Origin of the sequence: Dactylosporangium sp. NPDC051541, from assembly GCF_044454505.1 — a bacterium.
GTDB lineage: Bacteria > Actinomycetota > Actinomycetes > Mycobacteriales > Micromonosporaceae > Dactylosporangium.
The window spans coordinates 70,033-89,686 of the sequence record NZ_JBITDU010000016.1; the positions used below are offsets into that span (position 1 = coordinate 70,033).

Below are 19,654 nucleotides of genomic sequence, written 5' to 3' on the forward strand. Positions count from 1 at the left end.
GGAGCGACGTGACGAAGTCACCCGCTGATCAGGTGAGGGGGAGTGGGGCGCCGTGGCCGGGGAGGCCGCGGTCCGGTGGGATCGGGGTGTCGGGGCCGGTGGTGGCCGTGATGCCGTGGCTGGTGGTCTGGGCGGCCAGGCGCCGGTAGTACGTGCCGACCGTCGTCAGCGCCGACCTGGTCGCGTCGAGCAGCGCCGGCCCCGCGTGCGTGATCACGTCGGCCTCGTGCTGTTCGAACGCGCGGACGCCGGACAGCACGGCGGCCTTCAGATCGCGCAGCAGCTGCACGTCCATGTGCGCATATGTGCGGCACAGTGCGCTGACGTGGTGGAAGTCGACGCCGCTGTGCAGGACGTCCTTCACCGCCGGTACCGAATGACGCACCACAACGGTGTCCGTCCGCGCGTGCAGCGCGGCCAGGTCGGTGTCGAAGGTGCGCACGTCCAGCGCCGGATCGCAGAAACCGACAGTCAGCTGCCATAGCGTGCGCAGATCGTCCTGCAGCAGCCCGTCCAGGTAGCTGACCAGGAAACGGCGGTGGGTCTCCACGACGTACTGGGCCTTGAACGGCGTCAGCTCCCGGGGATCCTCACCGGCCGTCGCCGCCGCCGCGGTGAAACCGTAGTCCGCGGACAGCGCGTTCTCCATGCCGACCAGCAGGTACACGAACCGGACCCAGGTCCGGAACAGCTCCTCCAGTGGCATCGACCGCAGGCCGGCCTCCGTCAGCACCACGCCCCAGCGGGCCCCGAAGCGCAGCCGGCGCAGGTGCCCGATCTGGTACATCGACAGCTGTGCGTCGATCTCGGCGTGGACGTGGTGCAGGACCTTGCGGTAGGCGGCGGTCGCGTCGAGGCCGACGTGGTTGCGGATGATGTGCGGGCCGCCGACGTGCAGGTGGATGAACTCGGTGACGTCGAAGACGGCGCCGCCGATCGCCATCCAGTAGCCGTTCTCGGGCGTGGTGTGCCGGGCCAGTTCCGAGACCTGGAACAGGGGGCCCTGCTGGGCGTGGCCGAGGTAGGTGGTGAAGACGTCCTCACTGAGCCGGCCTTCGGCGACGAGCCGGCGCAGGAACTCCCGGCCGTCGCCGGGGACGATCGCGGCGAGGGCCTTGACGACCGCGACCGCGAACGGCGCGCTGCCGCAGATATAGACGTGGGCGCCGCCGTTGTCGAGCAGGTCCCAGAGCGTGTCGGCCTCGGCCCGGATCAGGTCGTCGACGCGGCGCCGGGTGCCGGCCCCGACGACGTGGCGGCGGCCGTCGAAGGTGACCGCGTGGTCGGTGCGGGAGAACGCCACCGCCAGGGTGAGCTGGCCGGCCGCGGCGGCCGTGTCCAGGCCGGTGTGCTCGACGAACTCCTCCGGCGAGCGCACGCCCCAGTACAGGCGGCCGGGGCCCGGGTGCGCGGTGACGAACCCGTGGAACGGTGCGATGCCGGAGCCGGCCGCGAACATGACGATCGGCCGGTCGGGGTCGGCCGGGAGCCGGAACCGCGGGGTGGGCACGATCTGCAGCGACAGCCGCGCCCGGCCCTCGGCGGCGGCCCGGCGCAGGAAGTGGGAGGCGGCGCCCTGGCGGGGCCGCGGGTATGACCACGGGCTGCGGGCCGACGTGTAGTCGAGGCCGGCGACGACCAGCCGCAGTGTGGTGGCCGGTCGGCCGGGCGGCGGGGCGGAGGCGATCGAGTACAGGCGGAACGGTTCGGGGGCGATGACGGTGCACAGGGAGTCAGGCTCGCCCGGATCGGCCTTCCACAGCCGGGTGACGTCGTACCCGCCGGCGTAGAGCAGGTTCAGCACGTCCCACAGCTCCCACTGGTCCTCCATGCGGGCGTCGACGATCCGCTGCCAGGAGCCGACCGCGCTCAGCCGCACGAGCCGCTTGGCCACGTCCCGCCCGATCGGGCGCAGCCGCGCGAACCGCAGCAGGGTCCGCAGCGGCAGCACGTCGACGTCGCCGTAGCCGGCCCGCTGGCGCACCGCCGCCTGCCAGGCGGGGGAGAGGGTCACCAGCTCGTCGCCGGTCGCCTGGAGGGCGGCGACGGTGCGGCGCACGAGCTCGTCGTCGTGCTCGGCCCGGACGCCGACGCGGTCGCCGGGCTGGTGGTGCACGCCCTGGCCGGTGACGTCGAGGTCGAGGTAGCAGGTCCAGGCGCCGGAGGCGGTGGTGACGACCCGGCCCCGGCGGGCGGTGCCGAAGACGACCGGCGGGCCGACCGGCGGGCGGCGCTCGTCGCGCACCACGGCCAGCTCACCGTCCACCTTGTCCCACGTGCGGTCCTTGAACAGGCCGGTGAACCGGGCCCCGGTGGTGACCTGCCGGCCGACCTTGAACGCCACCTCCAGGAACCCGTACGCCTTGATGCGGTGCAGCCCCATCCAGCCCCGGTCGCCCACGTAGGCGTCGAGGACGGCGTTGTAGACCCCGCGCAGGGCGTCGTTGCGGGTCTCCTCGACGTACTGGCGCACCGACACCTCGCGCAGCGCCGCCACGAGCTCCCGCCAGTGCCGCGGGAAGAACCCGGCGAGGTACACGCTCTGCTGCCCGACGAGCGAGCCGAAGTCCTGGCGTTCGAGGAACGCGTCGATGGCGTGGATGTGCGGCTGCGCGGTGCCACTCGGGCTCGGCGCCCCGTCGAAGATCGGCACACCGGCCGTGCCGACGGTCTTCGCCCACAGCACCTGGTCCAGCGGGTACCGCGCCCGCGGATTGGGGTCGATCTGTGGATAGATGCTTTGGGTGACGTACCGCAGCCGCTCCAACATCGCCAGGAGCGCCCGCTCCAGTGCGGCCGGATCGTCGGCGACCACGGCCTCCTGGGCCTCGACCATCGCCACCAGCACCGGCGTCAGGGCCATCGCGAACTCGGTCGTGACCAGGTAAAACACCCGCTCGGCCGGGTTGTCCCAGGTCGGCACGAGCAGGTCCAGGTTGTCGAGGACCCGCGGCCCGGCCGGGTCCCGCAGCCGCCAGTTGTAGAAGAACAGGTCGATGTACGACACCGCCGGCTGCTGCTTGCCGAGCCGCCGCGACACCGTCGTCCACGGCCGCAGCAGCGCGTCCGGCAGCGCTCCGGGCGGGTCGACGGCCATGTACTGGTACGCGTGCGCGAAGACGCCCAGCAGCGTGGACGCGCGCAGCAGGTACCGGTCGGGCAGCGCCTCCGGCCGCGCGTCGAGCACCGGCAGCGCGTCGAACGCCCGGCGCAGCGCCAGCCGCCGGAACAGCTCCGGCAGCTGCCCGGTCATGTCGTCCCAGGCCCGGTGCGACTCCGGGAACGCCTCCAGGGGCGGCTCGGCCGGCAGGAACCCGTGCCGGAACGACAGGAACCCGTCGAGCTCGTGCCCGGCCCGCCGGTTGTGCACCTCCGCGTCCTCGATCACCCGCCGGGCTGCGATCCGCTGCGGGGTCAGGGGGCGCAGCGCGGTCAGCTGGCCGGGGTCGATGCGTTCGGTGGCGTCGGGGTCGACGAACGACCAGGCGAGCTCGAACCGCCCGATGCGCAGCCGGTCCCCGGGGGCCAGAACCCGGCGGGTCACCCGCTCGTCGTTGACGAACGTGCCGTTGGTGCTGCCGAGGTCGGCGATCGTCAGTTCGTCGCCGGCCAGCTCGATCCGGGCGTGCCGGCGGGACACGTCGCGGTCGTCGAGCACGACCGTGGCCGACCCGCCGTGGCGGCCGAGGGTGGCCGGGAGCGTGCACACCCGTTCGCTCGCCGCCCGGGTGTGCCGATCGACGAGGACCAGCCGCAGCTCAGGAATGGTAGATCACCGCGCGGCAGAGGTCGGCCCGCGACAGCGTCCCGACGAGTGTGCCGTCGTCGACGACCGGCAGCCGCCGGATCCCGCGGTCGAGCATGACGATCGCGGCCCGGGCCAGCTCGTCGGAGCCGCGCACGGTGGCCGTGTCCCGCACGACGAGCGGGTCGACGACCCGGTCCGCGAGGGCCCGGCCCTGCTCCAGGAACAGCTGGAACGCCCCGGCCAGCGTCCCGCCCGCCTCGGCCACGTCGTCGAAGCGAGGCAGCATCGCCCGGACCAGGTCCTCTTCGGACAGTGAACCGGCGAACCGCCCGTCGTGGTCGACGACCATGAGTGCCCCGACCTCGGACACGCTGAGTACCTCGGCCGCCCGCCGGATGCTCGCACCCAGCCGGATGTACGCCGGAAAGGCCGTCATGACGTCACTGACCAGCACGCCACCTCCAAGGTCCGCGGCCCGAGTGTAGTCAGACCTTTTCGCATCGCATGATCGGACGAACGTCCGGTCATGACTGGCCTTACCCGGTGGTACCCAGCGACACCTGAGTACAACTGCGGATGTGCGCACCGGGGCGCGAGTGGCGCAATATGGACATGCCCGATGCGTATTTGACCGCGTGCGCCGCCTACCTGCCCGGCGAACCGCTCGACAACGACGAGATCGTGGCCCGGCTCGGTGCCGGGACCAGCGGAGCGAGCGCGGCCATGCGGGCCCGGGTGCTCGCGATGAACGGCATCCGGACCCGGCACTTCGCGCTCGACCGGGCCGGCGCGCCGACGATGCTCAACGAGGAGCTCGCGGCCGAGGCGATCACGGCGGCGGTCAAGGACCGGGGGATCGGCCTCGGCGACGTCGACCTGCTCGCGACCGGCACCACCCAGGGCGACCTGCTCGTGCCCGGATTCGCCGGCATGGTGCACGGCCGCCTCGCCGCGGGCCCCCTCGAAGTGCTGTCGGCCGGGGGCGTGTGCGCCTCCGGGATGGCCGCCCTCACCGGCGCGGTCCGCGCGGTCCGGCTCGGTGAGCGGCGGGTCGCGGTCGCGGCCGGCAGCGAGTGCATCGGGCGGACGCTGCGGCAGGACCGCTACGCCGGGCGGCCCCGGTTCGACGCCGAGTTCCTGCGCTGGACGCTCTCCGACGGGGCCGGCGCCGTCGTCGTGGAGCCGGCGCCGCGGCCGGACCGTCCGTCCCTGCGCGTCGACTGGACGCATCTGGTGTCGCACGCACACGAGCACCCGGTGTGCATGCGCGCCGGTGTCGCCGAGTCCGGTACGCCGGTGTCCGGGCAGACCTGGCTGGACGTTGCGCGCGCCGCGGACGCCGAGGCCGACGGGATGTTCCGGCTGCGCCAGGACGTGCGACTGCTGCCGCGGCTGTTCCCGGCCGGGCTGGCCGAGTTCGCCGGCCTCGTCGACCGCGGCCTGCTCGACCCGAGCACGATCGATCACGTGCTCTGTCACTACAGCGCCGAGCACTTCCGCGGCGAGATCTTCCGGCTGCTCACCGGGGCCGGGCTGATGATCGACGAGGATCGCTGGTTCAGCAACCTCGCCACGGCCGGCAACACGGGCGCGGCGAGCATCTACGTGGCCCTCGCCGAGTGCTGGCGGACCGGCCGGTTCCGCCCCGGCGACCGGATCCTGCTGATCGTGCCCGAGTCCGGCCGGTTCTCGTTCGCCTTCGCCCACCTGACGTGCGTCGCCCCGGAGGAGCCGGCGGTCAAAGCAGTGCACGACCAAGCGGATTCGGCGGGTACTGCCGGTGCGGCGACGGGCTCAGACGGTACCCCCGCGCTCATGCGGGGTTTGGCGGAGGTCTGGAGCGACTTCGAGCGAACCCTGCACGATGTGCCGATCGTCGCGCGCATCGAGTCCGGCACGGCGACGATAGCGGACTACCGGCGACTGCTGCTGCACCTGCGCCAGCAGGTGATCGAGGGCGGCCGCTGGATCTCCCGCGCCGCGTCGAGCTTCTCGGCCGAGTGGTTCGCGCTGCGCAGCGCCGCGATCCGGCACGCCGCCGACGAGCACCGCGACTTCCGGCTCCTGGAGCGCGACTACTGCAACGCCGGCGGCACCCTGGCCGACATCCGGTCCGCGCCGAAGAACGTGGGCTCGGAGGCGCTGTCGGCGTACCTGTTCCAGCAGGCGAGCCTGCCCGACCCGATCGACCTGCTGGGCGCGATGTTCATCATCGAGGGCCTCGGCTCCCGCAAGGCCGCCGGCTGGGCCGCCCGCCTGCGCGACGACCTCGACCTGACCGCGGACCAGACGGCGTTCCTGACCTACCACGGCGAGGCCGACGAGGAGCACGTGGCGATGCTCGACGACGCCCTGCGCCTCGTCGCCGCCGATCCCGCCGCCCGGGCCCGGATCCTGCGCACCGCCAGGATCGTGGCCCGCCTGTACGCGCTGCAACTGGAGGAGGTGGACCGATGAGCGACGACGCGGAGACGATGGTGTGGGACGCGGTGCGGGCCGACCCGACGCTGCCCCTGGACCGCGCCACCCTCGACCTGATCATCGCGGACCAGCGGCTGTGGTCGCGCCGCTGGCTGTACCCCTGGATCCGGATCCTGTCGCGAATCCTGGTCGGCGTCATTCAGGTCACGAAGCGCCTGGTGCCGGTCCGTTTGTCCGCGCACGGCCCGATGGACCGCCTGTGCCTGTGGTTCCTGCGCCGGTTCGTGGACGCGGGGGCGGTACACCTGCTGATCCGGCATTTCGTCATCGAGACGAACCTGCTCAACTTCGTGCTCCGCAACACGACCCCACCCGGCCTGCGGGTCGTGACGCTGCGCCCGACGACCTTGGCCGGCCTGGGCGACCGCGCCGTCATCCAGCACGACGTCAACGTCTTCGAGGTCCTGACCGCCCCGCGCGACCGCCCCCTCCCCACCGCCCGGGACCTCGACTACGGCACCCTGGACATCCCGCCGCTGGACCCGGAGCCGACCCGCCACCGCCTGCTCCACCTCGACATCCAGACGGCGCTGTGCCTGATGAACATCCCGTTCGCGCTGTGCCTGACCGGCCCCGAGTATCGCCGCGCCGTGCACTCGATGCGCCTGGACGAGTCGCTGCTGGGCGTGCTGGCCGCGCTGACCGGCGACCCCGTCTTTCACCGCTGGCGACCGGCCGGCTCCGTGGTCCGCCTGGACAGCACCGCCGATGTGCCGCGCGCGGTGTACGAGCACGCCCTGGCCTGCGAATACGCCCACGCCACCCTGGTGCGCATGGCCGCGGCGCCCCAGCCCGCGGCCGCGGCCGGCCTGGCCGCGTGACCGTGCGCGCCATCGCCATCGCTCGACGGCGTGCAGGACCACATCATGCTTCGTCCAGTGCCCACTGGGTCGTCCGCCGCACGATCGCGGCTGGCTAAGATGCGCGCGTGACCGTCCACGACATCGCCGCCGGGCTGCCGCCGATCGACGTCCTTCGTGACCGCTGCCGGGCCCTGGCCGTCCTGGAGGAGATCATGGGCGGGGCCGAGCCGTATTACACGTTCGGCGCGTGGGGCGACGACGAGGCGGCCGCGATGAGCGACGGCAGCGGCGACGAGTGGCACATCGTGTTCACCGCCGACGGTGTCTTCGTCCGCGTGTTCGCGCACGAGTCGCGGATGTCGCCGTACCGCGACGCCGACCGCGAGCTGTGGCCCGGCCTGCTGGACGGCCTCCCCGGCGTGTTCGAGCCGCAGCTCGAGGAGGCCGCGTTCGCCAACGAGGACGGCGATTTCCTGGCGATGCGGTCGTACGGACACTCAATCCTCACATCGGGCTTGCGGACCTGCGCGCGGACATCGCCGGCCACTGACCGCGCTTGCCGCGCGGCCGCGTGGGCCTGATCACGGAGGTGTGGCCGAGCGCTCCGGCGTCAACGGGAGCTTGGCGGCGCGGCTGGGTCGCGGGGCTTGCCTACGCGGTGGAGGGTGCGGTCCAGGAGGGTGCTGAGGAGGAACAGCACGGCGGCGGCGAGCATGAGCCAGGCCAGGTGGTGCATGCCTTGCGTACTGGCGTGGTGGCCGAAGGAGGCGGCCGTCGCGGCGGAGGCGATCATGGAGCCCAGGTAGCCGAAGGTGCGCAGCAGGCCGGCGCAGGACGCTATGCGGTCGGGGGTCGATTGGAAGTACACCGAATTCTGCAGCGCCAGGCTGTTCGCTCCTTGCGGAATGCCGAAGAGCATCGCCAGGGCGACCAGCAGCCAGATCGGGCTGGCCGCGGTCAGGGTCAGCATCAGGGCGCAGGCGGCGATCTGGGCGGCGCCGCCCAGCAGCAGTTTGGTGAGCACGCCCGGGTGGCGGCCGATGGTGACGGAGATGGCGATGCCCACCAGGAACATGGGGATCTGGACCAGGCCGGCGTGCAACGGGGTCAGGCCGTACCCCTCCTCGGTCCACTGCGTGAAGCCGTACAGGAACGCGTAGGACACGACGTAGGCGACCAGCGCGCGGCCGTACGTGGCCAGCAGTGGCGGGTTGCCGCCGAGCACCCGCAGGTCGATGAACGGCGTTTCGGCGCGCAGTTCGCGCAGCGTGAACGCGGCCCCGGCGGCGACGGTGATCAGCGGGAGGTACCACGTCGGGCGCATCAGGAACAGCAGGAGTGCGACGAGCGTCGCCGCGAACAGGGCCATGCCCGGCAGGTCGAGCGGGCCCAGGCGCAGCGGTCGCGGCGGGGATTTCGGCAGGCGGAGCGCGCCCAGCGTGACCGCCAGCGCCGACAGGGGAATGTTCAGCGCGAACGTCGCCCGCCAGCCGCCGACGGCGATCAGGACACCGCCGAGCAGCGGGCCGATCACGGCGATCGTCTGGTTGGCGGCGGCCAGGGCGGTCAGGACACCGGCCGGGCTGTCGTGGCCGGTCCGCGCCGCCTCCCGCTTCAGCAGGGCCATCGCGGCCGGGTAGCCGGCGCACGTGCCGAAGCCGAGCAGGACCCGGGCGGCGATGAGGACACCGAGGTTCGGGGCCGTGGTGCCGAGCACGCCGGCCACGCCGACGAGCGACGTGCTGATCAGGAACAGGCGGCGCGGGCCGAACAGGTCGATCAGGCGGCCCACCACCGGCTGTCCCAACGCGGTCGCCAGGTACAGCGCCGACACCAGCCACGCCGTCTGCGACGGGGGCGCACCGAACGCGGCCCCGATGGGGATCAGGGCGACGGCCAGGACCGTGGAGTTGATCGGGTTGAGGATCGAGCCGAGCATCATCGGCGGGATCAGCCGGCGGTCGAAGCGTACGCTGACGTCAGTCATGCGCGATCCGCTCAAGAACGGCCATGGCCGCGATCACGGTCTGCCGTTCGGCTTCTGTGCACTTGTGTTCGAGTTCGCCGGCCAGCCACTCGCCGCGGGCCTGGCGGCCGGCCTCGGCCCGGTGGCGGCCCTCGGCGGTCAGGGCGATCAGCTGGCGGCGGCCGTCGGCCGGGTCCGGGCGGCGCTCGACCAGTGCCAGGGCGGCGAGGGCGGAGACGGTGGCCGCCATCGACTGGTGCCGGACGCCCTCGATCGCGGCGAGGTCGCTGACGGCCAGGCCCTCGTTGTCCGTGAGCCGGGCCAGGACCGACCCCTGCGACAGGGTGATGCCCTCGGTGCCGCCGGACGCGCGGATGCGGCGGCGCAGCCGGCCGATGACGGCCCGCACGGCCTGGGAGGCGCGCACAGCCGACGGAGAAACAGCAGCCATGCTGTACAGTTTAGCTGTAGAAAATCAGAGCGCCAGCAGCGTGGTGCGCAAGGCCAATGCCTCCACCAGGGCGCGCCCCCCGCTCAGCGAGCCCTCCTCGTCATTGCCGATGGCGGCCGACGGGCGGCGCAGCACGATGAGCCGGCCGTCGGCGGTGTCGGTCGTGTCGACGTCCAGGCCGGTGGTGTCGGTGCGGGCGGCGCTCGCCGCGAGCCAGGTGGCCAGCGAGAACACGGGGTGGCCGGGGCGGCGGCGGTTCCAGGACCGGCGGACGTGCCGCAGGTCGATCCAGGCGTAGTCGGCGGTCCAGACCCGGCCGAGCTCGGCGACCAGGGCCGACACCTCGGGCAGCCGCTCCTCGAGGGCCGGGTTGAGCTGCGGCTTCGTGCCCACCCGCAGCTCGGTGCGGTCCCGGCCCGGCTCGTGCCAGGCCAGCCATAATCGGCCCCGCCCGAGGCTGAGCGAGCCGTCCGGGGTCAGCCGGGCGGTGCCGGCCTCGCCCGGGAACACGCGGTCCAGGCCGCGGATGGTGGCGAGGAGCCGTTCGGCGGCGTCGGGCCACGGACGGGACGGCCCGTCGGTCCGGATCTCCCAGCGATAGCTCACGAGCGCACCCCCGTGTCTCGGTCCCTATCGATGTTAGCCACCTGGCGAAGGGCCCGCTGTCCCGAGCGCGGCCAGGACGGCGGCGGCGTGGGGTCGCAGGATCGGGTCGGCCCGGGCGGCGGTGGCGCGGCCGAGGGGGGTGACGCCGGTGTGGTCGGGGATGTCGGGGCGGGCGCCGTGCGCGACGGCCCAGCGGATCTGCTCCAGGTGACTGTCCAACGTGGACTCGTCGGCGGTGAGTGCCCGATGGACGGTGTCGTCCAGGGCGGTCTGACCGTTGATGGCCGGGCGCTCGTTCAGCGCTGCGGCAAAAGCCAGCGGCGGCATGTGTACTGCGAATTCGCGCAAACATTCGAAGTGGTTCAGGACCGCGGCGCGGATGACGGCGTCGACGGCCATCGGGTGCCGCTCGGGCAGGTCCGGGTCGGCGCCGCGGCCCAGCAGCTCCGTGACGACTCGGCGGCGAGCTTCGGCCGTCGCGGCGTCCGGATCGGTGCCGGTGACGGCGGCGATGATCGGGGTCTGGCCGAGCGGGCCGCCCTGGCGGTTCAGGTCCAGGCCGGGCACGTTCATGGCGGCCGTGATGCGCTCCTGGTCGCGGGGGTCGGCGAGCGCGGCGACCAGCGTGTCGACGGGCGGGTCGGGCTCGCCGGCGATGGCGGCCAGGAGTCGGCAGCGGTAGTCGGCTTCCCGGCCGGGGTCCGACGTCGCCGGGAGTACGGCCAGGATCGGCTCGTTGTGCCACAGTTCGGCCATCGCGCGAGCTGTATAGCCGCGGACGTTGCAGGCGGCCAGCTGCGGTGCGGGGTCGTAGGTGGACAGGAGCCAGGCGATGAGGTCGCGGTGACGGGCGGTACCGAAGAAGACCGCCTGTAACAACACGGTGTGGCCGTTGACGCGGCTGATCGCGGTGACGTGCTCGGGGCGGCGCTCCAGGAGGGCCTTCACGGTGTCGACGTCGCCGTGCTGGGCGGCCCAGAAGACCGGGAGCGCGTCGGCGTCGGTGACGCGCCGGTCGGGGTCGGCCCCCGCGTCGAGGAGCATCCGCACGGCGGCGGCCTGCCCGCGTACGGCGGCCGCGGACAGCAGCGTCCAGCCGGTCAGGTCGGTCAGGTCCGGGTCGCCGCCGCTGTGCAGGTGGCGGGCGAGGGTGTCGAGGTCACCGGCCCGGGCGGCGGCGAAAATCGGGGCCAGCAGCCATTCGCGAATACTGATTCGCTGGTAGGTCTCGTCGGCCGTGGCCAGCAGCGGCAGGTCCAGCGGATACGGGGCCGGGGTCAGGCCGAGCAGGGCCAGGGCACGCATCGCACAGTACGAAAGCCACAGATCGGCCTGGGCCAGGCATTCGACCAGCAGCTTGCCCACGGTCGACGGGTCACGCAGCGGCTGACCGATCCGCAGCAGGGCACTCGCCGCGATCGCGTTGTCGAGCGGGTCGGGGCCGAAGGTGCCGTCGTCGCGTTCCATGGCGCGAAAGAACCGGATGGAGCCGTCCAGCACCGCCCGGTCGGGGGTGCCGCACTCGTCGGCGACCGCGATCGTCATGAAGTGCTCCTCGCGGTTCGCCGCCCGCGCCGCCAGGTCGGCCAGGCCCGGCCCGAGCCGCCCGGCCAGGGACTCCCGGTCGTCGATCGCCTTGAGCCGCAGCAGGGCCCCGGCCAGGGCGAGCACCGGCCCCTCGGCGGGCCAGCCGGCGAGCACCTCGGCCCGGACCGTGTCCGGGTGCGGCGTACGGCGGCCCAGCGCGGCCAGCACTTTGAGCGCGCTGAGCGAGTGGTCGCCGGCCAGGCTCACCAGGAGGCGGCGGCGATCAGCATCCCCGATCACGCGCGGATCCGCAGCCGCGGCGGCGGTCGTCATCCCCGATCACGCGCGAAACCGTATTCGCGAACGCCGGACGTCAGCGCCTCGACCATGACCTGGCCGCAGAGGTCGCTCTCGCCGACCGAGCGGCTGGTGAGGAACGGGTGGTCGAGGATGACCGACAGCCGGTGCCCGACGTTGCCGTGGAAGCGCCCGTGCGGGCCGACCGCGTCGCGCAGGATGTACTCGAGCGAGAACGGCGGCGCGTTGAAGACCAGCGGTGCCCCGTTGGCCATGACGGCCCAGCCGGACGTGTAGTCGTACTCCATCGTGTGGCCGGTCACGTGCCGGCCCTCGATGATCGGGCGCCGGTCGTCGAGCTCCCGGGCCATCGCCAGGCACGTCACGGCGTAACACTCGGCCGCGATCAGCTTGCCGGCCGCGTGGAACCCGAGGACCAGGTCGTGCACGCGCGGGTTGTTCACCATGTCGACGATGGGCCCGCTGCCGCCGACGAGCAGCAGCGCGTCGTAGCGCGGCACGATGTCGTCCCAGGCCGCCTGCCGCCGCTCGTAGTACTGCTCCATCGCCGCGATGTAGTTGCCCGAGCTCAGATACGGCCGCACGGGCAGCAGCTCGGCGAGGCTCTGCCGGTCCTTGAAGTACGTCTCCCAGTCCGTCGAGCGGGCCCGGTCCTCCATCTCCTTCGACGTGACCGGCCGGCCGAGCGGCGGGTCCACGTAGGAGCTGTCGAGGCTGCCGCCGTCCGGGGTCGGCTGCGCGCCGGTCGGGCTCGCGAAGTGCACCGCGATCCCGGCCGACTCCAGGCGGTCGACGGGCAGCAGCAGCTCCTGGGCCCAGAACCCGTACTCAGAAACGACGCACAGCACGTTCTTGCTCATGTCCCGACCTCCAGGGTGGACGTTTCGAACAGGCGCGGGATGAAGATGTCGAGCAGCTGCGGGCAGCGGCGCTGCGGGTAGGCGGCCAGCAGCGCCTCCCGGAACGTGGCCGGGTCGTCGTGGGCCAGGCGCTGCTCGGCGAACGCGAGGTAGTCGGCGTTGTGCAGCACCTCGGCGGCGTCGGCGACCGGGCCGTGGCCGGCCAGGAACGTGTCCGAGCCGGACGTGGCCATGACCCGCAGCAGCGCGATCGTGTTCGCGGTGGTGCGCGTGACGTACACGTGCGTGCCGCTGTAGACCAGATCCTGCGCGATCGTGACACCGTGGCCGGGCAGCGTGAGCACGAGCTGCGCGCCGCACTCAGCATTGCGCACGACGTCGATGTGGTAGTCGACGCCGTCGACGGTGTCGTGGCCGGGCTCGGCGACGTGCTCGGGCATGACGACGGCGTCGGGGACGAACGGGCCGTACTGCACGCGCCGCGCGGCCCGCTCCGACTCGCCGGTGTGCCGCAGCTCCGCGATCGTGTCCTGTGCCGCCCAGATCGGCACGTCCGGGAACGCCGTGCTCAGCCCGAACCAGTGGTCGACGTGGGCGTGGCTGAGGTACACCTTCCGGATCGGCTTGTCGAACGCGTCGACGAAGCGCCGGAAGGCGATCGCGTAGGGCGCGACGAACTGCCCGTCGATGACGACCAGGCCGTGCGCGGTCTCGAGCACGTGCGTCGAGTTGGCCAGGAAGTCGTCGGGGGCCATGAACGTGTGGATGGTCAGGTCGCCCCGGTCGATGGAGCCGATCGTCGGCTCGGGCAGGTCAGGCATGTGCGCTTACCGGCTTCCGCTCGAGGACTTCGACGAGTTTGGCGCCGAACGCCTGCGCCGACTCGACCGACAGGCCGGTGACGAACGGCGGGTCGTAGACGACGCTCGGGCGCTCCCGGGACGTGGTGGGGTCCGACGCGACCGACCCTTGCGGACCGACGGCGTCCTCGACCATGTACTGCAGGGGGAACACGAACCCGCTCGTCGTGAGCCGCAGCCGCGGATTGTCGGCGGTGGCCCGCACCACGTCGTACTCGAGATCCTCGACGAAGTCCCACGCGTGCGGGTGGGCGGTGACGTGCCGGCCGTGGATGACACTGCGCATGCCGTTGTCCGGGTCACGGGTGAGCGCGAGCGCGCCGACCGCGTAGCAGAGCGCACCGATCGTCTTGCCGCTCTTGTACGCGTCCAGGACGAGCCGGTGCACGAGTCCGCTGCCGGCCACGTCCAGCGCCGACCCGGCCCCGCCGACGATGACGAGCGCGTCGTGATCGGCCATGTCCGCGTCGCGCGTGCGGATCGGATGGTCCCACTCGCCGGTGTCGAGGATCTGGTTGACCCGGGCCAGGAGCTCCGGCGGGTTCATCTTCACCTTCTGCATGGGGTCGACGAACTCCGGGTCCATGCTGATGACGCCCGGCAGCGGGGTCTGACCCAGGTAGGTGGCGAGGGTGAGCTCGTGCCCGGCCGCCCGCAGCGCGTCCCACGGCCCCTGCAGCTCCTCCGCCCACACCCCGTAGTTGGACGCGATGACCAGGACCTTCATTGCTCCCCCAGCTGTTCGGTGCCCTGGAGCTGCCGGATGGCGGTGCCCCAGTCCTCGAGGTGGTGCAGGACCGACAGCCGCCCGTCGTCGTCGATCTCGTGGACGTCGATCGTCATGATGCTGAACGAGCGCCCGGTGTGCGGGACCATGAAGTCGCTCGCGGGCGTCCCGGACAGTTCGCTGCGCACGGAGATGTACACGCCGTCGACGCTCATGTGCAGGACCTCGACGTTGATGTCCGGGACGAGCTCGAACAGCCCCTCGATGTACGGCCGGGTGTCCGCCTTGGTGCGGAAGCGCCCGTTCGTGTAGTAGGAGCGCCAGTCGTCGGCGAGGACCCCGAACCCGGCGTCCCAGTCCCGGCGCTTGCTGCGGAACAGGTCGTAGAACGGCTCGATCAGCCGCTCGGCCTCGGCGTGCTGCACGGTCGCCCCCTCTCAGACGTGCGCCGGGACCGCGGCCGCGACCCGGTCGATGACGGCCCGGGCGAACAGTCCGGCCTGCGCGCCGGTGCGCCCGGTGACCAGGTCGCCGTCGACGACGACGTCCCGGTCGACGTAGCGCGCGCCCATGTTCAGCGCGTCGCCGTAGAGGTTCGGGTGGCACGTCACCTCGCGGCCGCGGACCAGCTCCGGGGTCCGGGACAGCAGCCACAGGCCGTGGCAGATGATGCCCTTCACGATGGTGGGTTCGGCGAACGCCCGCTGCAGGAACCGGGTCGCGGGCGGCAGGTCGGCCAGGTTCTCGCTGTACCGCAGCCGGTCCGAAACGAACGCGCTCGGCACGATCACCGCTGAGTATGCGCGCAGTGCGGCGTCGTCCATGTTCTCGAACGATCGCTCGCACACGAACGGCGCCTTGTACTCGTGCCCGGTGAACGTCAGCTGCGACTGGCCCCACAGCCGGCTCAGGAAGTGCACCTCCGCACCCTCCTCCGGGAAACGGTAGGAGTAGTACCAGATCTCGTGCTCGTAGAAGTCGCTCTCGATGAGGACCGCGATGCGATGCCCGGCCAGCCTCACCGGACCAGCTCCTGGTTCAGCTCGCTGTCGCGCAGTTCCCGCTCGACCTGCCCGGCCGCGCCGGTGACGCGCAGCTCGAAGTCGCGCTGCTGCTTGAGCATCGCCAGGTAGCGGGTCGCCTCCGCGTCCAGGTAGACCAGGCCGGCGGCGTCGAGCTCGATGCGCCGGGAGCCGTGGTCGAGGCCGCCCTCCACGGCCTCCCGCAGAATGCCGAGCCGGGGCGGGGTGAGCGATCCGGACAGCCGGATGAGGGCGGTACCGTCGCCGATGCGCACGGTGTCGGCGCTGAACGCCACCGACGCGGCGGCCAGGCGCACCCGGACCGTCTGCGGCTCGGTGCTGTGCGGCAGGTTCACGGTCATCGCCTCGGCGTCGAAGTCCGCGTGCTCGTGGCCGTCGACCCAGACCTGCGTGATCCGCACGGCCTTCGGCGGCAGCAGGTCCGGCGCGACCCGCAGTGTGCCGCCGAACGCGCCCGGCTTCGGCATGAAGTACAGCTCCAGGGGCTGCTCCTCGGTCTCCAGGTTCTGGTAGACGGCGGAGAGGAAGCACAGTTCGGCGCTGTGGTACATCGCCATCGAGTGCGAGCCCTTGCTGCGCTCGCCGCCGAGCATGAACGGGTTGCCGTTGGCGAGCACGTTGAAGTAGACACCGCCGGCCGTCGTGTCGAGCATCCAGCCGTTGTAGAACGCCGCGCTCTCCCGGGCGTACTTGGCGTAGAACGGGTGCGCGAACACGGCGTCGAGGATCTGGTAGGCGAGGATGCCCTGCTCCTGCTGCCACCACGCCTTGCGGTCGTGCCAGACCAGGCGGTGGAACTGCTCGCCGGGCCGCGTGTGCCGCTCGACCATGTCGTACCAGCCGCCGCGCTGCCGGTCCATGCCCACGCCCGGCATCAGGTCGGCGATGCGGCGGGCGAACGCGACCCAGTCGGCGTTGGGGCGCAGGTTGTTGACCCGGGTCAGGTTCCACGCGATCTTCAGGTTGTGCCCGACGATGGCCCGGTCGAGCTGCTGGCCGTATTCGCGGTCCGGGCTCCAGTCGCCGTGGAACTTCTCCTGCACGAACGGGCTGCTGTCGTAGTCCTGGAAGTGCTCCGTGATCAGGTTGCACAGATCGGCGAGCTCGTCCGCGTAGCGCTGTTCGTTCGTGCACAGGTACAGGTTGATCAGGTACGCCGGGATGTGGTCGCCGATCGAGTTCCAGTTCTTGCGGTCACGGTTCGTGCGCGTGCCGTCGTCGAGCGACGGGCTGTGCGGATCGAACGTGACCGGGTCGATGTGCGAGTAGTAGCCGCGCCGCTCGTTGTCCCTGAAGTAGTGCTGGAACAGGTTCACGGTCAGGTCGATGATCTCGCGCAGCTTCGGGTCGCCGGTGATGCGGTACACCTGCGTGATGCCGGCCAGGGCGTAGATCTGCTCGTAGCACGGGATGGCGTCGAAGTCGTCGCCGGACTCGGAGGCGAAGATCTTGCGCTCGGTGCCGTCCGGGTTGAGCACGAGCGCGTGATACCAGTACGCGATCTGCTGGCTGCGGTCGATGCTGCACAGGTTGTCGACCATGTACTGCGCGCCCGCGTTCGCCGCGCGCAGGTAACGCTCACGACCGGTCATCATGTACGCGGTCGCCAGCCCGTACACCAGTCGCGAGATGGTGTCCGTCTCCTGCCGTGCGACGGTCGCCTTCGTGCCCTCCATGGACAGATCCGTGCGATACCCGCGGTAGTCGAACTGTGCCTCCGACCCACCCGAACCAGACCCCGTCGCGCCCGGCCCGAACTCCTCGTCGAGGTAGAAGTCGGCGATCTTCCCGATCTGGTCGACCCACCAGCCGGGCGAGGAAAACCGGAACTCGTCGGGCTCCTTGCCGAACATGAGCAGGTGCTTGGCCTCGAACGCGGTCTCGCCGTTGCCGGCGTCGCCGGGGTAGAAGATGCCGTACACGTGCACGAGCCGGCCGTGCTGCAGCATCTTGGCCAGTTGTGCGGTCGCGTCGAGGTACCCGTCGCCCAGGTTGCGCACCAGCTCCGCCGTCGTCGTGTCGGTCAGCCGGATGCGGAACGGGCGGCCGTCGGAGGTGTTGAGCTCGATGGTGCGGCCGCCCTCGTCGTAGCTGATGACGTAGCCGGCGATGAGGTCGGAGAACGTGAAGTCGATGGCGTTGGGCACGGTGGCACTCCTAGGCGTGGGATTGGAGCACGGCGATACTGCGGCCCTGCGCGGTGTAGTTGGGACCGTCGACGGCCGGTTCGGCCCCTTCGTCGCGCAGGTCGTCGCCCGCGGGCCGGGCGGTGTCGACGGCGCGGACCCAGCGGCGGCCGTCGGCGGGGAGCTGGAAGTCCAGGGGCTCCCAGTACATGTTCATCAGCACGTGCAGATCCGGCCCGCCCGCGCGGCCGCGGATCGTGCACGCGAGGGCCCGGGCCTGCGGGTCGGACCAGTTCGGGGCGCCGAGCTCGACGCCGTGCCAGGCGACCTCGTCCGGCGTGTAGAACTCGTCGGCGCGCAGCGTCGCGTGGCGCGCCCGGAAGGCGATCAGGCCGCGCCAGAAGCGCAGCAGGCCGGCGTTGAGCCCGGCGAAGTGCCAGTTGACCCAGCCGATCGGGTTGTCCTGGCAGTAGGCGTTGTTGTTGCCCTGCTGGGTGCGGGCGAACTCGTCGCCTGCGAGCACCATCGGCACCCCACGGGCGAGCATGAGCAGGGTCGCCAGGTTCTTCATCTGCTGTTCACGCAGGGCGAGCACGGCCGGGTCGTCTGTCGGCCCCTCGGCCCCGCAGTTCCACGACATGTTGTCGTCGTTGCCGTCGCGGTTGTGCTCACCGTTGGCCTCGTTGTGCTTCGTGTTGTACGAGACCAGGTCCGCGAGGGTGAACCCGTCGTGACAGGTGATGAAGTTGATGCTGTTGCCAGGAGCATGACCGCGGCCTTGGTACAGCGACGCGCTCCCGCCGAGCCGATCGGCGACCTCACCGACCAGGCCCGCGTCGCCGCGGACGAAGCGCCGCATGGTGTCACGGAACTTGCCGTTCCATTCGGCCCAGCGGTACCCGGGATAGCGCCCGACCTCGTAGGCGCCGGCGGCGTCCCAGGCCTCGGCGATGATCTTGGTGTCGGCGAGGGTCTCGGACAGCTCGATCTGCCACACGACCGGCGGCTCGTCGAGCACGGCACCGCCGGCCCCGCGGGTCAGCACGGCGGCCTCGTCGAAGCGGAACCCGTCGACGTGCATGTCCCGGACCCAGAACTCGAGGCAGTCCTTGATGAGTTTCGTGACGATCGGATGGTTGGCCATCAGCGTGTTGCCGCAGCCGGAGTAGTCGTCGTAGTGCCGCGGGTCGGCCGGGTCGAGGTAGTAGTAGTTCGCGTTGTCCAGGCCGGCGAAGCTGAACAGCGGCCCGAGCTGGTTGCCCTCGTCGGTGTGGTTGAAGACCACGTCCAGGTACACCTCGATGCCGGCGCTGTGCAGGGCCCGCACCATGTCCCGGAACTCGTCGAGGCGGGCGCCGCCGCCGGGGTGCGCGCAGTATCCGGCGTGCGGGGCGAAGAAGGCCGCGGTGCTGTACCCCCAGAAGTTCCCGGCCTGGGAGGCGTCGAAATCGGCGACCGGCATCAGCTCGACCGCGGTGACACCGAGCCGGACCAGGTGCGGGATCTTCTCGGTGACGGCGGTGAACGTGCCCGGGCGGCTGACCGTGGCGCTCGGCGAGCGGGTGAAGCCGCCGACGTGCAGCTCGTAGATGACCTGGTCGGCCAGCGGCCGGTTGAGCGGGCGGTCGCCTCGCCAGTCGTAGGAGTCCACGTCGAGCGCGACCGACCGCATCGACGTGGCCGTGTTGTCGCCGGGCCGGCACGCCGCCGCGCGGTCCCAGCGCGAGCGGACGACCCCTTTCGTGTACGGGTCGAGCAGGACCTTGCCCGGGTCGAAGCGGTGTCCGGGTGTGTCGGGTCCGTGCACGCGGTAGCCGTAGCAGGCCGGCGCCCGCAGCCCGCGCACGTAGCAGTGCCAGGTGGCGAAGCTGCGGTTGTCCCGCGGGTCCAGGGCGAACACGTGTGCGGGTTGTTCGTCGTCGAACGAGTCGAACAGCAGGAGCTCGACCGCGGTGGCGTGCTCGGAGAAGAGTGCGAAGTTCACGCCGTCGGCGTCGCATCGCGCCCCGAACGGGTGCGACCGTCCGGATTCCAGCGTGTAAACCGGCTGGTCAAGGGCCTGCGAGGTCATGGCGCGACCGTAGCAAGCCCGTGACTGACGGTGAGCGGATCGCGCGTTCTGCTCGCGCCGCACCCGG

At 71.6% G+C, this 19,654-nt stretch carries 16 protein-coding genes; 3 read left to right on the forward strand and 13 right to left on the reverse strand.

All coding sequences use genetic code 11. The annotated features are described in order from the left end of the window. Positions 1–28 precede the first annotated feature (28 nt). On the reverse strand, positions 29–3,709 hold the full coding sequence (locus ACIA8L_RS45360; protein WP_395914771.1) for an FHA domain-containing protein: 3,681 nt from the start codon (positions 3,707–3,709) through the stop codon (positions 29–31). Positions 3,710–3,758: 49 nt separating this feature from the next. Continuing rightward, positions 3,759–4,202 (reverse strand): HPP family protein, encoded by a 444-nt coding sequence (locus ACIA8L_RS45365; RefSeq protein ID WP_395914772.1) that lies wholly within the window; start codon positions 4,200–4,202, stop codon positions 3,759–3,761. Between the two features lie 158 nt (positions 4,203–4,360). Here ACIA8L_RS45365 and ACIA8L_RS45370 point away from each other — a divergent pair, with 158 nt between their 5' ends. The 3 genes from ACIA8L_RS45370 to ACIA8L_RS45380 all read left to right on the forward strand — a co-directional run bounded on the left by ACIA8L_RS45370 (position 4,361) and on the right by ACIA8L_RS45380 (position 7,613). Then, entirely contained in the window at positions 4,361–6,205 is a 1,845-nt protein-coding gene (locus ACIA8L_RS45370; RefSeq protein WP_395914774.1) for a 3-oxoacyl-[acyl-carrier-protein] synthase III C-terminal domain-containing protein, read from the forward strand. Then, positions 6,202–7,050: a DUF6999 family protein gene (locus ACIA8L_RS45375; protein WP_395914776.1), complete on the forward strand. Its 849-nt coding sequence runs from the start codon at positions 6,202–6,204 to the stop codon at positions 7,048–7,050. The genes ACIA8L_RS45370 and ACIA8L_RS45375 overlap by 4 nt, the downstream gene beginning before the upstream one ends. A 107-nt stretch (positions 7,051–7,157) precedes the next feature. After that, positions 7,158–7,613 (forward strand): hypothetical protein, encoded by a 456-nt coding sequence (locus ACIA8L_RS45380; protein ID WP_395914778.1) that lies wholly within the window; start codon positions 7,158–7,160, stop codon positions 7,611–7,613. 29 nt (positions 7,614–7,642) lie between these two features. Here the strand turns inward: ACIA8L_RS45380 and ACIA8L_RS45385 are convergent, their stop codons facing one another. Genes ACIA8L_RS45385 through glgX form a run of 11 tightly spaced genes read right to left on the reverse strand, consistent with a single transcriptional unit; the run spans position 7,643 to position 19,587 of the window. Further along, positions 7,643–9,019 carry an MFS transporter gene (locus tag ACIA8L_RS45385; RefSeq protein ID WP_395914780.1) on the reverse strand — a complete coding sequence of 459 codons (1,377 nt, stop codon included), beginning with the start codon at positions 9,017–9,019 and terminating at the stop codon, positions 7,643–7,645. Then, complete coding sequence (locus ACIA8L_RS45390) at positions 9,012–9,449, reverse strand: MarR family winged helix-turn-helix transcriptional regulator (RefSeq protein ID WP_395914781.1); 438 nt, start codon at positions 9,447–9,449, stop codon at positions 9,012–9,014. Before ACIA8L_RS45390 ends, ACIA8L_RS45385 begins: the two co-directional genes overlap by 8 nt. Before the next feature lie 24 nt (positions 9,450–9,473). Next, on the reverse strand, positions 9,474–10,055 hold the full coding sequence (locus ACIA8L_RS45395) for a hypothetical protein (protein WP_395914783.1): 582 nt from the start codon (positions 10,053–10,055) through the stop codon (positions 9,474–9,476). Between the two features lie 33 nt (positions 10,056–10,088). After that, positions 10,089–11,882, reverse strand: coding sequence for an ankyrin repeat domain-containing protein (locus tag ACIA8L_RS45400; protein WP_395914785.1), 1,794 nt, complete (start codon positions 11,880–11,882; stop codon positions 10,089–10,091). A gap of 29 nt (positions 11,883–11,911) precedes the next feature. Next, the gene (locus tag ACIA8L_RS45405) at positions 11,912–12,760 is read right to left on the reverse strand and encodes a type 1 glutamine amidotransferase domain-containing protein (RefSeq protein ID WP_395914787.1); all 849 of its coding nucleotides are present in this window, start codon (positions 12,758–12,760) and stop codon (positions 11,912–11,914) included. After that, complete coding sequence (locus ACIA8L_RS45410) at positions 12,757–13,581, reverse strand: hypothetical protein (RefSeq protein WP_395914789.1); 825 nt, start codon at positions 13,579–13,581, stop codon at positions 12,757–12,759. The genes ACIA8L_RS45405 and ACIA8L_RS45410 overlap by 4 nt, the downstream gene beginning before the upstream one ends. Beyond that, a complete protein-coding gene (locus ACIA8L_RS45415) occupies positions 13,574–14,347 on the reverse strand; it encodes a DJ-1/PfpI family protein (protein ID WP_395914790.1) in 774 nt (257 codons plus the stop codon). Before ACIA8L_RS45415 ends, ACIA8L_RS45410 begins: the two co-directional genes overlap by 8 nt. Continuing rightward, positions 14,344–14,772 carry an ester cyclase gene (locus ACIA8L_RS45420; RefSeq protein WP_395914792.1) on the reverse strand — a complete coding sequence of 143 codons (429 nt, stop codon included), beginning with the start codon at positions 14,770–14,772 and terminating at the stop codon, positions 14,344–14,346. Before ACIA8L_RS45420 ends, ACIA8L_RS45415 begins: the two co-directional genes overlap by 4 nt. A 12-nt stretch (positions 14,773–14,784) precedes the next feature. Next, complete coding sequence (locus ACIA8L_RS45425; RefSeq protein WP_395914794.1) at positions 14,785–15,369, reverse strand: DJ-1/PfpI family protein; 585 nt, start codon at positions 15,367–15,369, stop codon at positions 14,785–14,787. Then, positions 15,366–17,537, reverse strand: a complete 2,172-nt coding sequence (locus tag ACIA8L_RS45430) for an AGE family epimerase/isomerase (RefSeq protein WP_395914795.1) — start codon at positions 17,535–17,537, stop codon at positions 15,366–15,368. The genes ACIA8L_RS45425 and ACIA8L_RS45430 overlap by 4 nt, the downstream gene beginning before the upstream one ends. Before the next feature lie 10 nt (positions 17,538–17,547). Then, positions 17,548–19,587 carry a glycogen debranching protein GlgX gene (gene glgX, locus ACIA8L_RS45435; protein WP_395914796.1) on the reverse strand — a complete coding sequence of 680 codons (2,040 nt, stop codon included), beginning with the start codon at positions 19,585–19,587 and terminating at the stop codon, positions 17,548–17,550. Between the last annotated feature and the right edge of the window lie 67 nt (positions 19,588–19,654).

What these genes read in the sequence shown, in the direction of transcription:
- ACIA8L_RS45370 (WP_395914774.1), top strand. Translation starts at nt 4,361, where the DNA reads ATGCCCGATGCGTATTTGACCGCGTGCGCCGCCTACCTGCCCGGCGAA.
- ACIA8L_RS45375 (WP_395914776.1), top strand. Translation starts at nt 6,202, where the DNA reads ATGAGCGACGACGCGGAGACGATGGTGTGGGACGCGGTGCGGGCCGAC.
- ACIA8L_RS45385 (WP_395914780.1), bottom strand. Translation starts at nt 9,019, where the DNA reads ATGACTGACGTCAGCGTACGCTTCGACCGCCGGCTGATCCCGCCGATG.
- ACIA8L_RS45390 (WP_395914781.1), bottom strand. Translation starts at nt 9,449, where the DNA reads ATGGCTGCTGTTTCTCCGTCGGCTGTGCGCGCCTCCCAGGCCGTGCGG.
- ACIA8L_RS45405 (WP_395914787.1), bottom strand. Translation starts at nt 12,760, where the DNA reads ATGAGCAAGAACGTGCTGTGCGTCGTTTCTGAGTACGGGTTCTGGGCC.
- ACIA8L_RS45410 (WP_395914789.1), bottom strand. Translation starts at nt 13,581, where the DNA reads ATGCCTGACCTGCCCGAGCCGACGATCGGCTCCATCGACCGGGGCGAC.
- ACIA8L_RS45415 (WP_395914790.1), bottom strand. Translation starts at nt 14,347, where the DNA reads ATGAAGGTCCTGGTCATCGCGTCCAACTACGGGGTGTGGGCGGAGGAG.
- glgX (WP_395914796.1), bottom strand. Translation starts at nt 19,587, where the DNA reads ATGACCTCGCAGGCCCTTGACCAGCCGGTTTACACGCTGGAATCCGGA.